Origin of the sequence: Citrobacter sp. MGH104 (assembly GCF_001034485.1) — a bacterium.
In the GTDB taxonomy this organism is placed as follows: domain Bacteria; phylum Pseudomonadota; class Gammaproteobacteria; order Enterobacterales; family Enterobacteriaceae; genus Citrobacter; species Citrobacter freundii.
Genome location: NZ_KQ089818.1, coordinates 745,602 through 760,688, shown reverse-complemented (window position 1 = coordinate 760,688; position 15,087 = coordinate 745,602). Strand labels below are relative to the sequence as shown.

General features: G+C 50.1%; 12 protein-coding genes. 6 read left to right on the top strand and 6 right to left on the bottom strand.

Going from position 1 to position 15,087, the window contains the following annotated elements:
* Positions 1–20 precede the first annotated feature (20 nt).
* Positions 21–740, bottom strand: a complete 720-nt coding sequence (locus SK34_RS03625; protein WP_003840089.1) for a cysteate racemase — start codon at positions 738–740, stop codon at positions 21–23.
* Positions 741–1,089: 349 nt separating this feature from the next.
* Between SK34_RS03625 and hypT the strand changes: the two genes are divergently transcribed.
* The 4 genes from hypT to SK34_RS03600 all read left to right on the top strand — a co-directional run bounded on the left by hypT (position 1,090) and on the right by SK34_RS03600 (position 5,515).
* Entirely contained in the window at positions 1,090–2,001 is a 912-nt protein-coding gene (gene hypT, locus SK34_RS03615; RefSeq protein WP_016150662.1) for a hypochlorite stress DNA-binding transcriptional regulator HypT, read from the top strand.
* A gap of 302 nt (positions 2,002–2,303) precedes the next feature.
* Positions 2,304–3,245: a pseudouridine kinase gene (locus tag SK34_RS03610; RefSeq protein ID WP_048232392.1), complete on the top strand. Its 942-nt coding sequence runs from the start codon at positions 2,304–2,306 to the stop codon at positions 3,243–3,245.
* Entirely contained in the window at positions 3,233–4,168 is a 936-nt protein-coding gene (locus SK34_RS03605) for a pseudouridine-5'-phosphate glycosidase (protein WP_003027432.1), read from the top strand. The genes SK34_RS03610 and SK34_RS03605 overlap by 13 nt, the downstream gene beginning before the upstream one ends.
* Before the next feature lie 96 nt (positions 4,169–4,264).
* The gene (locus tag SK34_RS03600; protein ID WP_048232390.1) at positions 4,265–5,515 is read left to right on the top strand and encodes a NupC/NupG family nucleoside CNT transporter; all 1,251 of its coding nucleotides are present in this window, start codon (positions 4,265–4,267) and stop codon (positions 5,513–5,515) included.
* Positions 5,516–5,561: 46 nt separating this feature from the next.
* Here SK34_RS03600 and SK34_RS03595 read toward each other — a convergent pair whose 3' ends face one another.
* From SK34_RS03595 to SK34_RS03585, 3 genes are all read right to left on the bottom strand, one after another.
* The gene (locus SK34_RS03595; RefSeq protein ID WP_003027430.1) at positions 5,562–6,650 is read right to left on the bottom strand and encodes a sugar kinase; all 1,089 of its coding nucleotides are present in this window, start codon (positions 6,648–6,650) and stop codon (positions 5,562–5,564) included.
* A gap of 2 nt (positions 6,651–6,652) precedes the next feature.
* On the bottom strand, positions 6,653–7,510 hold the full coding sequence (gene nfo / locus SK34_RS03590) for a deoxyribonuclease IV (RefSeq protein WP_016150659.1): 858 nt from the start codon (positions 7,508–7,510) through the stop codon (positions 6,653–6,655).
* A 71-nt stretch (positions 7,511–7,581) separates the two neighbouring features.
* Positions 7,582–8,631 carry a YeiH family protein gene (locus tag SK34_RS03585; protein WP_003027424.1) on the bottom strand — a complete coding sequence of 350 codons (1,050 nt, stop codon included), beginning with the start codon at positions 8,629–8,631 and terminating at the stop codon, positions 7,582–7,584.
* Between the two features lie 178 nt (positions 8,632–8,809).
* On the opposite strand from SK34_RS03585, the gene yieE reads away from it, so the two are divergent.
* Both yieE and lysP read left to right on the top strand, forming a co-directional pair.
* Entirely contained in the window at positions 8,810–9,691 is an 882-nt protein-coding gene (gene yieE, locus SK34_RS03580; RefSeq protein ID WP_003840099.1) for a DNA-binding transcriptional regulator YeiE, read from the top strand.
* A 195-nt stretch (positions 9,692–9,886) separates the two neighbouring features.
* Positions 9,887–11,356: a lysine-specific permease gene (gene lysP, locus SK34_RS03575; protein ID WP_003027419.1), complete on the top strand. Its 1,470-nt coding sequence runs from the start codon at positions 9,887–9,889 to the stop codon at positions 11,354–11,356.
* A 64-nt stretch (positions 11,357–11,420) separates the two neighbouring features.
* Here the strand turns inward: lysP and SK34_RS03570 are convergent, their stop codons facing one another.
* On the bottom strand, positions 11,421–13,406 hold the full coding sequence (locus SK34_RS03570) for a ligand-gated channel protein (RefSeq protein ID WP_048232388.1): 1,986 nt from the start codon (positions 13,404–13,406) through the stop codon (positions 11,421–11,423).
* Between the two features lie 333 nt (positions 13,407–13,739).
* Positions 13,740–15,062: an MFS transporter gene (locus tag SK34_RS03565; protein WP_048232386.1), complete on the bottom strand. Its 1,323-nt coding sequence runs from the start codon at positions 15,060–15,062 to the stop codon at positions 13,740–13,742.
* Positions 15,063–15,087 lie beyond the last annotated feature (25 nt).

Here is a 15,087-nt window from a genome sequence, read left to right as displayed (position 1 = left end):
TATTAAACTGGTGACGGCTGTTATTGCGCCAGAAGATGATGTTTGCCAACCCGCTTTTCGTACCATTTAATACCGGCGCGTACTAATGAACCGGTTGAGTCAATATATTTATCTGGTGAGTTTTTGACTGCGTTGGCAAGAATGACGGGGACTTCAGTACATCCCAGTACAATGACTTCTGCACCGCGTGAAAAGAGCATTTCAGCCTGTTCATTCATCAGCGTTTGTGCCCGCTTAAGATCGCCGGCTTTTAAGCAATAAATACTATCCATGACTTTTTCCTGACCGGATGAATCAGGGCTGACACAGGTTAAGCCAAGAGATTCTATGCCTTTTTGGTAGAGTCCCATGTAAAGGGTGGCGTTGGTAGCAAGTAAACCGATACGTGATTTTCCGCAGTTTTTGACTTCATCCATGGTGGTTTCAACGATACTGAGTAACTCTGTATGACAGCACTCTTTTAATTCATTAAACCAAAAGTGGGCAGTATTACAGGGGATCACAATACACTCCGCACCAGCATCTTCCAGTTTATGCATATAATCACGCATTGCCGGAAGTGGGGAATGACCATGATGCATTAACGCATCAGTTCGATCTGGAATATCAGGGATGGATGAAATAATTAATGGGATATGTTCCTGATCGCGTTGCGCTGCGGTAAAGGTGACGAATTTATTAAAAAGATCGACGGTTGCAGCAGGTCCCATACCACCAAGTACGCCAATTAAACCTTTCACGATATATACCTCTATTACCGATATTTAATATCAGGGCTGGTGTGTGTCTGGTGTCTATGTTTAACAGCAGTGTGTCGTGAGGAGAAATGCAATAATGTATGGTTCAATGCAAAAACTGCATGGGTGCAGTTTCTTTTGCCACCTCAGCAGGCCAGTAATCAGGCAGGTGTCTGAAATTCCGCGGCGATAAGCGGTCGTGGTCGATGGGTAAAGAAACAGGTTAATGTCAAAAACGAAGGTGTTATGCAAAAAACGAATCACCAGATGCTGATGTTGAATATCATCTCCGGGCATATTCAGGCATGATGCTGAAGACTAATTGACATATTTAAACATCCGCGTGACAGGCATGAAAAATATCGAGACAAAATGGTTATATGACTTTTTGACGCTGGAAGCGTGTCGTCATTTTTCCCAGGCCGCGGAGGAGCGCAACCTATCCCAACCGGCATTTAGCCGGCGGATCAAGGCGCTCGAATCCGCCGTTGGGGTGTTGCTGTTTGACCGTACGACGAGTCCACTGCAGTTGACGGAGGAGGGTAAGTTATTCCATTCGCAGACCCGTAGCCTGCTGCAACAGCTGGAATGTAACTTAGATGAGCTTAGTGGTCACAACCTGCTTGGCGTTCCCAATATCAAAATAGCGGCAGCGCATTCTCTGTCGCTGACGATGTTGCCCAGATTAGTACATTCAATGTCAGCATGGGGCGAGGAGTTTGTATACCACGTCGAAGCGATTGACGTAGTCCAGGCAGTGAATACGCTGCGCGAGGGGAAAAGTGATTTCATTATCTCCTTTCGCGATGAAGACTTAATGCAGTCACCTTTCTGCGGCTTGAAGGTGTTTGAGTCTGAGCTGTATCCCGTCTGTGCTGCGGATTCACAGGGTAAGGCGTTGTTTGATATCTATCAGCCGCAGGTGCCGATACTGAACTATACCAGCACATCCTACATGGGAAGATTGGTTAACCGTCACCTGGCGGAGGTGGGTAGTATTTCGGCGCGTACGCTGTTTATGTCTTCGATGAGTGAGCTATTGAAGAATATGGCATTGGATGGGCATGGTATTGCCTGGCTGCCAGCGTGGACGATCGTGAGCGAACTACGGGATAAACGCCTGGTTTGTCTGGACACGCCGGAGTTGATGGTGCCTATTCAGGCCTATATTTATAGAATGGATACCCGCCTGAATAAAACGGCTGAGCACTTCTGGCGGATTTTGTACAACCATATGCCAGAGGATCTGGTTTCGCTTAGTTGATACGCGCCAGTTCGCCTGGCGCGTCTGAAAAACCTTCGGTTATGACCAAAGATGCTTTTTAACCTGATCAATTTGTGTACTACCTCTCATTTTCTCTCTCCCTGACAAACTGTATCTATAAAAAATTGTGATTCTGTTCATATCTATCGACTTTATAGCTTGTGGATGGATTTACTTTGTCAAAAACACGCCTACTATGAACACGTGTTTGATAGTGAACATGTGCTCTAATAACCTGATGTGTGGCGTTGGTTATTTTTAACGAACTCATTTGTGGCAAATTAATTGCCAGGGGACGTGCTATGCGTGAAAAGGAATACATCGTAACGATTGGCTCGGCCAATATGGATGTTGCTGGGTATTCGCATGCTTCTCTAAATTATGCGGATTCGAATCCAGGTAAGATAAAATTCACTCCCGGTGGCGTTGGACGCAATATCGCACATAATCTCGCGCTGCTGGGTAAAAATTCTTGGTTGCTAACAGCGGTTGGTGACGATTTTTATGGTCAATCATTATTGGCACAAACCAATCAATCAGGAGTACATGTCGACAAGTGTCTTATCGTTTCCGGGGAGAATACATCCAGTTATTTATCGCTGCTTGATAATACCGGTGAAATGCTGGTGGCTATTAATGATATGAGTATCACCGAGCATATTTCAGCAGAATTTTTATCACAGCATTTTGATTTTATTAGGCAGGCAAAAGTCATTATCGCCGATTGCAATATCAGCGAAGACGCTCTGGCATGGGTACTGGAAAACGCCGGAGATGTTCCGGTGTTTGTTGACCCGGTGTCGGCCTGGAAGTGCGTAAAAATTCGCGGCCGCCTTGCAAAAATTCACACCCTCAAACCAAACCGCCTTGAAGCCGAAACGCTCAGCGGTATTGCGCTTTCTGGGCGTGATGACGTTAGCAAAGTCGCCGCGTGGTTTCATGATCGCGGCTTAAACCGGCTGGTGCTCAGCATGGGCGGCGACGGCGTTTATTACAGTGATATTGCGGGGAGTTGTGGTTGGTCGCCCCCCATTAAAACTCGCGTCATTAATGTCACAGGGGCTGGTGATGCGATGATGGCTGGACTGGCCGCCTGCTGGGTAGACGGCATGCCCTTTATTGATTCGGTTCGATTTGCGCAGGGGTGTTCATCAATGGCATTAGCCTGTGAATATACCAATAACCCTGATTTGTCTGTTGCGAATGTTAGCTCAATAGTGGAGAACACAGAATGTCTGAATTAACTCTTTCCTCTGAATTATTACAAATATCACCAGAAGTCCAGGAAGCATTAAACAGTAAAAAACCGATTGTTGCGCTTGAGTCAACCATTATTTCTCATGGAATGCCATTTCCGCAGAATGCTCAGACAGCGATTGAAGTAGAAGAAACTATTCGTAAGCACGGCGCTGTTCCTGCGACCATTGCCATTATCGGCGGAATAATGAAAGTAGGTTTAAGTAAAGATGAAATTGAATTGCTTGGACGAGAAGGACATAGCGTTACGAAAGTAAGTCGTCGTGATTTGCCATTTGTGGTCGCGGCAGGGAAAAATGGTGCCACCACCGTTGCCTCTACGATGATTATTGCCGCGCTGGCTGGAATTAAAGTATTTGCGACCGGGGGAATTGGTGGCGTTCATCGTGGTGCTGAACATACGTTTGATATTTCCGCGGATCTGCAGGAACTGGCACATACCAATGTCACGGTAATTTGTGCTGGTGCTAAATCTATTCTGGATCTTGGCTTAACGACTGAATATTTAGAAACCTTTGGCGTGCCGTTAATTGGATATCGAACCCAAGCGTTACCGGCATTTTTCTGTCGTACCAGTCCGTTTGAAGTCAGTATCCGTCTGGACAGCGCTAAAGAGATTGCCCGCGCGATGGCGGTGAAATGGCAAACGGGTCTTAATGGAGGCCTGGTTGTCGCTAATCCAATCCCGGAGCAGTTTGCCATGGCAGAAGAGAAAATTAATGCGGCAATAGATCGGGCGGTAAAAGAAGCGGAAGAGCAGGGCGTCGTGGGTAAAGAAAGTACGCCGTTCCTGCTGGCGCGAGTTGCGGAGCTGACCGGTGGCGACAGCCTGAAATCAAATATTCAACTGGTGTTCAACAACGCAGTGCTGGCCTGTGAAATTGCGAAGGAGTATCAACGCCTCGCCTGACAGAATTTCCCGGGCAGAATGCGGTCGCCCGCGAATATCAAACCTACCAAAACCTGGCGATAACGCCGGGTTTCCTGGCATGAAGGGAATTTCATTATGGATATAATGAGAAGTGTTGTGGGTATGGTGGTATTACTGGCCATCGCGTTTCTGCTGTCAGTAAATAAAAAATGTATTAGTCTGCGCACCGTTGGGGCTGCGCTGGTACTGCAAATTGCCATCGGCGGTATTATGCTCTATTTCCCGCCGGGAAAATGGCTGGTTGAACAGGCCGCGCTCGGCGTCCACAAGGTGATGTCATATAGTGACGCGGGTAGCGCATTTATCTTCGGCTCCCTGGTTGGGCCAAAAATGGATGTGCTGTTTGACGGGGCAGGGTTTATCTTCGCCTTCCGGGTGCTCCCGGCCATCATTTTTGTGACCGCACTCATCAGTCTGCTCTATTACATTGGCGTGATGGGGCTATTGATCCGCATCCTCGGCGGTATTTTCCAGAAGGCGTTGAACATCAGTAAGATCGAGTCATTTGTCGCAGTAACCACGATTTTCCTCGGGCAAAACGAGATCCCGGCAATCGTGAAACCGTTTATTGACCGCCTTAATCGTAATGAACTGTTTACCGCTATTTGTAGCGGGATGGCCTCGATTGCTGGCTCAATGATGATTGGTTACGCCGGAATGGGCGTCCCGATTGACTATTTGCTGGCGGCATCATTGATGGCAATCCCTGGCGGCATTTTGTTCGCCCGTATGCTGAGTCCGGCAACGGAAGAATCTCGCGTCACCTTTGAAAACCTGTCATTTACTGAAACACCACCGAAAAGCATCATCGAAGCGGCGGCCAGTGGGGCTATGACCGGGCTGAAGATTGCCGCAGGCGTTGCGACGGTGGTAATGGCATTTGTCGCCATTATCGCGCTGATTAACGGCATTATCGGCGGAATTGGCGGTTGGTTTGGTTTTGGACACGCCACTCTGGAAGGGATCTTTGGCTATGTGTTAGCCCCGCTGGCGTGGATTATGGGCGTGGACTGGAGCGATGCGACGCTGGCAGGTAGTCTGATTGGACAGAAGCTGGCGATCAACGAATTTGTCGCTTATCTCAACTTCTCGCCGTATCTGCAAACGGGCGGAACGCTGGACGTGAAGACCATCGCGATTATCTCGTTTGCGTTGTGTGGTTTCGCGAACTTCGGTTCGATTGGCGTCGTGGTCGGGGCATTTTCGGCGATTGCGCCACAGCGTGCGCCGGAAATCGCGCAACTTGGAATGCGTGCGCTGGCAGCAGCAACGCTGTCAAACCTGATGAGCGCCACAATAGCCGGTTTCTTTATCGGACTGGCATAAAATAAAGTTTGTAGGCCGGATAAGCGGCGCGCTATCCGGCAGACATTCAAGCTGTTTGCAGCAAATACAGAGCGTTATCCGCAGAGAGCGTTGGGTTGTTGATACTGACGCTGGCCCGCGATAATGCTGCGCAGGCCATGGCAAAGCGCGCGCTTTCACGAAACTCACTGCCTTCCAGAAAGCTGTACAGTAATCCCGCCATAAAAGCGTCATCGGCACCAAAACTGTCTACCACCGTATGCTCAGGCGGCGTCAATAAAAACTGTTCGCCGTCCTTTTCGCTGCAAAAAACGGATTCATCTTCCAGGCAGACAAAAATGCGTTTTACCCCTTGCTGATGCAGGCTATTGACGGCCAGTACGCGATCCGCATCAGTATGAATAGGTTGGCCCCATAAAATCGCAAGCTCTTTCTGCGTGGGTTTTAGCGTATGAATACGTGTAAACCAGGTTTTCATTTTTTCCGCTTTGAACTCTGAAACGGTGTCAATGAATACCGGAATATCATCGGCAATAGTAAAGACCCACTCAATGGCTTCGGCGGTCAGATTGCAATCGGCCAGTACGACACCGGAATGGCGAATCAAATCTCGCGAACCGTTAAGCAACTGCGGTGTCAATTGTTGCAGGATATGGGTATCGTTAATGGCCAGTACGGTCTCTTCCTGTTGATTAGCGATCGACAGGTAGGTTGAGGTGTTGTGTCCATGCAGACGAATGCAGCTGGAAACGTTAACCCCAGCCTGACGCGTTTGTTCCAGCAATGTTTCGCCATAGAAGTCACTGCCAACAGCGGAAATTAAATGTACGTCGCGGCCCAACAGCGCCAGGTTGTGGGCGATGTTACGTCCTACACCGCCTGCTGAGCAATGAATGCTGCCAGGGTTAGAGGCTGCCTGCGGATAATGGATGTCTGCAACACCCCGGATATCCATGTTGATAGCACCGACAACCACGCAATAATCCTGTTCGGTAAGGATATAACCTTTACCTTTGATCATGCCTTTACGCATTAAATCCATAATATGCGCAGCGACGCGTGAACGGCTGATCTGCAAAATATCGGCGATTTCATTCTGCTGAATCAACGGATTGCGGCGCAGGATCTTAAGGATCTGCTTTTCCCTGTCGTTCATGATTAGGCCACCGCTTTTTCAGTTTGCTGGGCTTTCAGCCAGGCAATCTCTTCTGCCCAAATGTCCGGATTAATGGTTTCCAACACCAGCGGAATGCCGTCAAAACGATTGTCCTGCATGATCCAACGGAAGGCATCGTGGCCAATATTGCCTTCACCTAAGCTGTGGTGACGGTCAACGCGGCTGCCAAACGTGCTCTTGGCGTCGTTCAGGTGCATACCGCGCAGATACTTGAAGCCGACAATTCGTTCAAATTCCGCAAACGTCTTTTCACATTCCTCAACGGAACGCAAATCGTAACCGGCCGCGAAGGCGTGGCAGGTATCAATACAGACGCCGACACGGGATTTATCTTCTACGCCGTCGATAATGGCGGCCAGGTGCTCAAACTTAAAGCCAAGGTTACTGCCCTGTCCGGCGGTATTTTCAATGACCGCCGTAACGCCCTGGGTCTGGGCGAGGGCAATGTTGATCGATTCCGCAATGCGCGCCAGACATTCATCTTCCGGAATCTGCATCAAATGGCTGCCCGGGTGAAAGTTAAGCAGGGATAAGCCAAGCTGTTCGCAGCGTTGCATTTCATCAAGAAACGCATCACGCGATTTTTCCAGCGCATCGCTGACCGGGTGACCGAGGTTAATCAGGTAGCTGTCGTGAGGCAGGATTTGCGCGGAAGTATAGTGATACTTCTCGCAGGCAGATTTGAAATCATCAATGATTTCGGAGGTCAGCGGCGCAGCACGCCACTGACGCTGATTCTTGGTGAACAGGGCGAATGCGGTCGCTTCGATTTCTGCGGCTCGAATAGCGGCGTTAGCCAGACCGCCAGCGGCGCTTACGTGCGCTCCGATGTATTTCATAAATTAAACCCGCCATACTCAAATGCAAAAGGAGGAAGTATAGCGGGTTAATGGAGGTGAGTCGTGCTCGTTTATGCCATCAGCGCATGGATAGCGAGGTTAATCGCGCCACCGCCTACAATCAGCCAGACAAACAGCAGCAGGGCCATCAGTAACGGTTTAGCACCGGCTTTTTTCAGGGCGCTAACGTGAGTGGTCAGCCCCAGTGCGGCCATCGCCATTGCCAGCAAAATGGTATCCAGTGTTACCAGCATGTTCACTACCGACTGCGGCAGAAAGTGGAACGAGTTAAAAATCGCGACCACAATGAACAGGATGGCAAACCACGGAATGGTGATTTTGCTCTTCTCACCACCGGAGGCCGGAGACAGCTGTTTAACGCGGGCGGCCAACAGGATAAGAAACGGTGCCAGCATCATGACGCGCAGCATTTTGGCAATAACTGCGGCATTTTCCGCATCCGGGTTAATGGCGTGCCCGGCAGCCACTACCTGTGCCACTTCATGCATGGTGGAACCAATGTAAATGCCGTAGGTTTCCGGGCTAAACCAGTGTGCCAGCAGCGGATACATTGCCGGATACAGGAAGATAGCGATGGTACCGAAGATCACTACGGTGGCGACAGCGACGGTTACCTTACTGGCTTCCGCTTTCACTACCGGCTCGGTTGCCAACACGGCGGCGGCACCACAAATGCTGCTCCCCGCGCCAATCAGCCAACTGGTGTGGCGGTCCAGACCAAACACTTTTTGCCCCAGGAAACAGGCAATCATAAAGGTACTGCTTAGCGTTAACACATCAATCACGATACCGCTGACGCCGACGTCAGCAATTTGCGCGAAGGTGAGGCGGAAGCCGTAGAGGATGATCCCCAGACGTAATAAATGTTGTTTAGCAAACAGCACACCGCCGTCACAGCTTTTCCAGATGTGCGGATAGACGGTGTTGCCGAGAACCATCCCCAGTAAGATTGCTAAGGTGAGGGCGCTGAACCCGGCACCTGCAACGGCGGGAATGGATCCACCCCATAAGGCGACCCCAGTGATAACTGCACTCAGGGCGAGCCCCGGAATAAAATGCCACGCTGTACGACGATGAGTCTGCAAGGTGAGTTCTGTCATATCCTTCTCCTTTATCTGGGTAAAAGAGTACGGCGAAGTGGTTTAAAAATAAAATTGATTATATATTTATAATTAATCTATATAAGTGGTATACCCGTCATACTTCAGGTTGCATGTGCGCTGGCTGCAACTCGAATTATTTAGGGTATAAGTAACGGTTATCCGGTGGAAAACGACTATGCATATCACCCTGCGACAACTTGAAGTGTTTGCTGAGGTATTAAAAAGCGGCTCAACGACCCAGGCGTCTGTCATGCTGGCATTGTCGCAGTCGGCGGTGAGTGCGGCACTTACCGATCTGGAAGGGCAACTCGGCGTGCAACTGTTTGACCGTGTTGGTAAACGACTGGTGGTCAACGAACACGGGCGCTTGCTCTACCCACGGGCGCTGGCGCTACTTGAGCAAACGACCGAAATCGAACAGCTTTTCCGCGAAGATAATGGCGCTATCCGGGTTTATGCCAGTAGCACCATTGGCAACTATATTCTCCCTGCCATGATCGCCCGCTATCGGCATGATTTCCCCGATTTGCCGCTGGAGCTTAGCGTGGGCAACAGCCAGGACGTGATCAATGCGGTGCTGGATTTCCGGGTAGACATCGGGCTGATTGAAGGGCCGTGTCACAGTACGGAAATTATCTCTGAACCGTGGCTGGAAGACGAGCTGGTGGTGTTCGCCGCACCGTCGTCACCGCTTACAAAGGGACCCGTTACGCTGGAACAACTGGCTGCTTCGCCGTGGATCCTGCGTGAACGAGGATCGGGTACGCGTGAACTGGTGGATTACCTGCTGTTGTCTCATTTGCCGAGATTTCAGATGGCAATGGAGTTGGGTAACTCCGAGGCCATTAAGCATGCAGTGCGCCATGGCCTTGGGATCAGCTGTTTGTCACGGCGGGTCATTGCCGAGCAGTTACAGGCGGGAACGCTGAGCGAAGTTCCTGTGCCGCTTCCACGTTTGGTCCGCACGCTGTGGCGTGTTCATCATCGACAAAAACATATCTCCAATGCCATTACGCGCTTTTTGCACTACAGCGACCAGGTAGAGCAGGGGGAATAGGACGTTCACTGTCGTAGCGACTCCTTTTTGCATAATGGCGGTTACGTTTTAACCGCCTTGCACCCTCTATTTTCTGCTTTACTTATAATCCGCGGCCAGTCATGAAGGTCTCTTATAACAGCGCATTTGTGCCGGAAGAATGCCGTTTCGTCTGCTACAATCGCGCCTCATTTTTTGGATGGATAGCATTTTCACATGGTTTCCGAAACTAAAACCACAGAAGCGCCCACGCTACGTCGTGAACTGAAGGCGCGTCACCTGACGATGATTGCCATTGGAGGCTCCATCGGTACAGGTCTTTTCGTTGCATCTGGTGCAACTATTTCTGCAGCGGGTCCTGGCGGCGCGTTGTTCTCTTATATTCTGATCGGTCTGATGGTGTATTTCCTGATGACCAGCCTCGGTGAACTGGCGGCCTATATGCCGGTTTCTGGCTCGTTTTCCACCTACGGTCAGAACTACGTAGAAGAAGGCTTTGGCTTCGCGCTGGGCTGGAACTACTGGTACAACTGGGCAGTAACGATTGCCGTTGACCTGGTGGCCGCACAGCTGGTGATGAGCTGGTGGTTCCCGGACACGCCGGGTTGGATCTGGAGTGCGTTGTTCCTCGGCGTGATCTTCCTGCTGAACTACATTTCCGTTCGCGGATTTGGTGAAGCGGAATATTGGTTCTCACTGATCAAAGTTACCACCGTCATTATCTTCATCGTAGTTGGCGTAATGATGATTTTCGGTATCTTCAAAGGCGCTCAGCCGGTGGGCTGGAGCAACTGGACGACCGGTGATGCACCGTTTGCCGGTGGTTTTGCTGCGATGATTGGCGTGGCGATGATCGTCGGCTTCTCCTTCCAGGGGACGGAACTGATCGGTATCGCGGCAGGTGAATCTGAAGATCCTGAAAAGAACATTCCACGTGCGGTACGTCAGGTATTCTGGCGAATCCTGCTGTTCTATGTGTTCGCGATTTTGATTATCAGCCTGATAATTCCGTACACCGATCCAAGCCTGCTGCGCAACGATGTGAAAGACATCAGTGTTAGCCCGTTCACGCTGGTATTCCAGCATGCGGGTCTGCTGTCCGCGGCAGCGGTAATGAACGCAGTTATCCTGACGGCGGTGCTGTCTGCAGGTAACTCCGGGATGTACGCTTCCACGCGTATGCTTTACACCCTGGCATGTGACGGTAAAGCGCCACGTATTTTCGGTAAACTGTCTCGTGGCGGCGTACCGCGTAACGCGCTGTATGCGACCACCGTGGTGGCGGGGCTGTGCTTCCTGACCTCGATGTTTGGCAATCAGACCGTATACCTGTGGCTGCTGAATACTTCCGGGATGACGGGCTTTATCGCCTGGCTGGGGATCGCCATTAGCCACTATCGCTTCCGTCGCGGTTATGTGCTGCAGGGCCACGATGTGAAGGATCTGCCGTACCGTTCTGGCTTCTTCCCGCTGGGTCCGATCTTCGCCTTTGTGCTGTGCCTGATTATCACTCTCGGCCAGAACTACGAAGCGTTCCTGAAAGACAGCATTGACTGGGGCGGCGTGATGGCTACCTATATTGGTATCCCGCTGTTCCTGATTATCTGGTTTGGCTATAAGCTGACCAAAGGAACCCATTTTGTTCGCTACAGCGAAATGAAATTCCCGGGTCGCGTGAAGAAATAACAGTATAAAAAGCATAACAAAAACCCCGGCATGATGAGTGCCGGGGTTTTTTATTGTGTCAGACTTAGAAGCTGTAAGTCATGCCAACCGTGTAACGACGACCATCGAGAACGGTGTCGTAGGTATCGTAATCGATTTGCTTATCCAGCACGTTATACACGCCAGCGGTCATCAACAGATCCTTGGTGGCATAGTAACGTAAACCCACATCGACCTGCGTATAGGACGGCGTACCCTGCGCCATGGAAGTACGGCTCAGGTATTCAGACGTTTTTCCACGCAGATTCAGGCGGCTCCAGAAACCGAGATCCTGCGTGGCCTGCCAGTCCAGCGTCGTGTTAAACATATGCTTCGGCATTTTGTTCAACGGCTGGCCGGAGAACTGACCGCTTTTCTGCTCAGATTCCGTGTAGGTGTAGTTCGCAGTCCAGTTGACGTCAGAGGTTATTTTCCAGCCGAAGGTGGGTTCTACGCCACGCATATTGGCTTTATCGACGTTAACGCGATCGCTGACGAAGTCATAATGGGTATTGCCGATGGTGCAGGCCGGATCGGAACTGCTGTTACAACGGCGCACTTCAGTGATTTTGTTCTTGAAGTCGGTATTGAACAGGGTGACGCCTGCGTTGAGGTTATCGCCGTTATCCCACAGTAAGCCGATTTCTTCGCTGAGGCTTTTCTCCGGCTTCAGGTCCGGGTTGCCGACAATGATTCCGTTCAGACGACCGCCGCCGGTGACCTGTCCCCAGTTTGCTGATGACTGGCGCAGGTCTGGCGCACGGTAGCCCGCCGAAACGCCGCCTTTTAAGGTCCATTGATCGCTCAGATGCCATACGCCATAGCCGCGTGGCGTCCAGTTGTCACCGTAGTTCTCATCTTTATCCATACGCAGACCGCCGGTCAGCGAGAAGGTATCGGTAACGGCCCATTCATCTTCAGCAAACAACGCCCAGCTCCAGCGGGTCAATTTGTTCAGCCCATCAGCCGCTTGCAGCTGGTTGCCGTTATCACGCAGTTTCTCATAACGGTATTGCCCGCCTAGCGTCAGGGTATGCGCTCCAAGGAATACCTGGTTCTGGTTATTGAAAATCGTGTTGTAGGACTTCATCTGGCGACCCGGGTTTTCGCTCTCTTCCTGCTGGACATAGCTGGTGGAGTTGAAGTCATCGTAATAACCGCTATGGGTTAAAGAATACGTCGTGTGCACATACTTGCTTTCGCTTTTGCTGTTCGGCTTACAGCTTCCGTTACGACAGTTTTCCTCAGCCATAGATTTGCCTGGGGTACTGTCGCGATCCTGCAATTCACGTGCGTAATCGAAATCGATATCGTTTTTATCGTCTGGCGTAAAGTTCAGGGTTAAGCCCCCGTTACGCATACGCTGTTCATTGTAGCCATTGAGGATTTTATCTTCCGCCCGATGGGAGAATAACCCGGTCACCTTCGCGCCAAGTAATCCGTCAATCAGTGGCCCAGACGCATAGGCGTTGGTCTGGTAAATATCGCCGGAGTCTCTGTCTTCCTGGAAAGTGGCATCGCCGTGCAGAGAACCGGTCCAGGCTTTGGTATTCGACACTTTCTTGGTGATGACGTTAATGACACCGCCCATCGCGTCGGAGCCGTACAGGGATGACATCGGGCCACGGATGACTTCGATACGCTCGATGGATTCAAGCGGCGGCAGCCAACCTTGTTCAATACCTGAGTTGTCGCTATTAGGACGTGTGCCGCGGGTGCTGATGCGTTTACCGTTGACCAGGAAGAGCGTGTATTGCGAAGCCATACCGCGAATACTGATATCGCTGCTGCTCCCCCCGCCGGTGACGACGACGCCAGGGACATCTTTTAGCGCATCGGTGACATCGCGATAGGCTTTGTCCTCAATCTGCTGCTTGGTAATAACAGATATCGAAGCCGGGGCATCCTGAATTTTCTGCTCAAAGCCGGTAGCGGTAACTACCACGGTATCTTGTTCAGCGGCATAGCCGAGTGATGGGAGACTGGCGACGCATACTGCGGCAGCTACAGCCTTAACGTGAGGTATAGTCATTTGTATCATTCCATTTAAATGAATCAAACTGCGCGTCATGTGAAAGGCCATGACAATTGTATGTATTTGTCTTTTAAGGACTCTTTTCAGTAAAGAAGCGGGAGGATTGTACAAAAGTATGAATATTTGTAAACACAAATGATAATAGAAATCATTTGTGTTTGATTTAATTTGGGGTGAAATACTTTTTTAATCAATAAGATAGTGAAGGAAGAAAAAAGGAGAAAAAGTGAAGGAATGATGGAGGGATGAAGAAGATGGACACCTTTTTGACGCTGAAAGAACCCAACCGAAAGACAGCGGCGATGGCGCCACTGTCCTGTTATGGCTGGCTTATAGTCGATGGAATTTGGCGAGTAAGGCCAGTGACAAGGTGGTTAACAGGATTGCGATCACGGCATAGAGATAGACTCCAGACCACTCCCAGTTGTTCTTCACTAATATCACCGGTACGCCCGCTAACGCCGCGCCGACATAGCTAAACAATCCGCGGAAGCCAGTTATCGATCCCGCCGCATCTTTGTGAGTGACGTCCAGACAACCTACGGCAAAAAGCATATGCGGCCCGTACAGGGCGAAACCCATAATGGTGAAGAGAATGGCCGTAATGGTATATGAGGTATCCTGAACCAGTGGGATTAAGGTAATACATACGCACAGCATTAATGCGAATATTAAGCCTGTCATCCAGCGGTTACTTTTAAACATAAAGTCAGATAAGTAACCCGCCAGTAACCCTCCGGCAAGTCCACCGGCTTCAAACCACGAGATAATGGAGTTGGCTTTAATCAGGCTCCAGCCATGTATCTGAGAATAGTAAATTTGCGGCCAGTCATTGAGGATGGTGCGGGCAATATAAACGGACATATCGCCAATGATAATAATCCACACTAATGGGTTAATCAGGATATATTTGACGAAAATCTGCCAAAAGGAGAGATTTACCGGACTGGCTTTCACTTGGGCAAGCTCTGTTGGATCCTTACGCCATTCGCCAACGTTAGGCAAACCTAAGGTCCCGGGACGGTCTTTAATCGTAAAGAGCGCTACGATCCCCATCAGCAAGGAGATTGCGCCCGGTACATAAAAACCCATTTTCCAGCTACCGCTCCAGACAATCGCGAAACTTGTCAGCAGTGGGGCGAGACTCCCGCCAATATTATGCGCCGCTTCAACGACCGCCCACCAACGTCCGCGTTCATTCTTGGAAAACCAGGATGCCATGATCTTTGCCATTGGTGGAAAACTGGTGCCCTGGAGGATAGCATTGAGGCTGTACAACACATAAAACGCGGCAACGCTGTCGGAAAAACCAAACAGAATATTAACGATCCCCACGCCAATGAGCACCGGGCCGGTCATGGCTTTCGGATTGATTTTATCAACCAGCATGCCGCCAACAAACTTCATTGAGCCATACAGGATGTAAAACAGTGAAGACATGATGGCAAAATCTTCTGCGGTCAGAGTGGTATCTGACAGCATGGCCGGCATGGCGGCTGAGAAGTTTTTACGTGTTAAATAAAAGACCGCGTAAGAGATAAAAACCGAGGTAATAATCTCTATCCTGAATTTTTTGTAAGTATGGTCAATCTCTTTTTTTTCTTTTACAACCGGCTTATCAGCCTGGCTGAATATAAATGATTTCAAGCTCATATGATCTTCCCTTCAGACAGTGCTT

Bases quoted from the DNA above. Each gene is read 5' to 3' on its own strand.
- hypT (WP_016150662.1), top strand. From the start codon at position 1,090: ATGAAAAATATCGAGACAAAATGGTTATATGACTTTTTGACGCTGGAA.
- SK34_RS03610 (WP_048232392.1), top strand. From the start codon at position 2,304: ATGCGTGAAAAGGAATACATCGTAACGATTGGCTCGGCCAATATGGAT.
- SK34_RS03605 (WP_003027432.1), top strand. From the start codon at position 3,233: ATGTCTGAATTAACTCTTTCCTCTGAATTATTACAAATATCACCAGAA.
- SK34_RS03600 (WP_048232390.1), top strand. From the start codon at position 4,265: ATGGATATAATGAGAAGTGTTGTGGGTATGGTGGTATTACTGGCCATC.
- SK34_RS03595 (WP_003027430.1), bottom strand. From the start codon at position 6,650: ATGAACGACAGGGAAAAGCAGATCCTTAAGATCCTGCGCCGCAATCCG.
- nfo (WP_016150659.1), bottom strand. From the start codon at position 7,510: ATGAAATACATCGGAGCGCACGTAAGCGCCGCTGGCGGTCTGGCTAAC.
- SK34_RS03585 (WP_003027424.1), bottom strand. From the start codon at position 8,631: ATGACAGAACTCACCTTGCAGACTCATCGTCGTACAGCGTGGCATTTT.
- yieE (WP_003840099.1), top strand. From the start codon at position 8,810: ATGCATATCACCCTGCGACAACTTGAAGTGTTTGCTGAGGTATTAAAA.
- lysP (WP_003027419.1), top strand. From the start codon at position 9,887: ATGGTTTCCGAAACTAAAACCACAGAAGCGCCCACGCTACGTCGTGAA.
- SK34_RS03570 (WP_048232388.1), bottom strand. From the start codon at position 13,406: ATGACTATACCTCACGTTAAGGCTGTAGCTGCCGCAGTATGCGTCGCC.
- SK34_RS03565 (WP_048232386.1), bottom strand. From the start codon at position 15,062: ATGAGCTTGAAATCATTTATATTCAGCCAGGCTGATAAGCCGGTTGTA.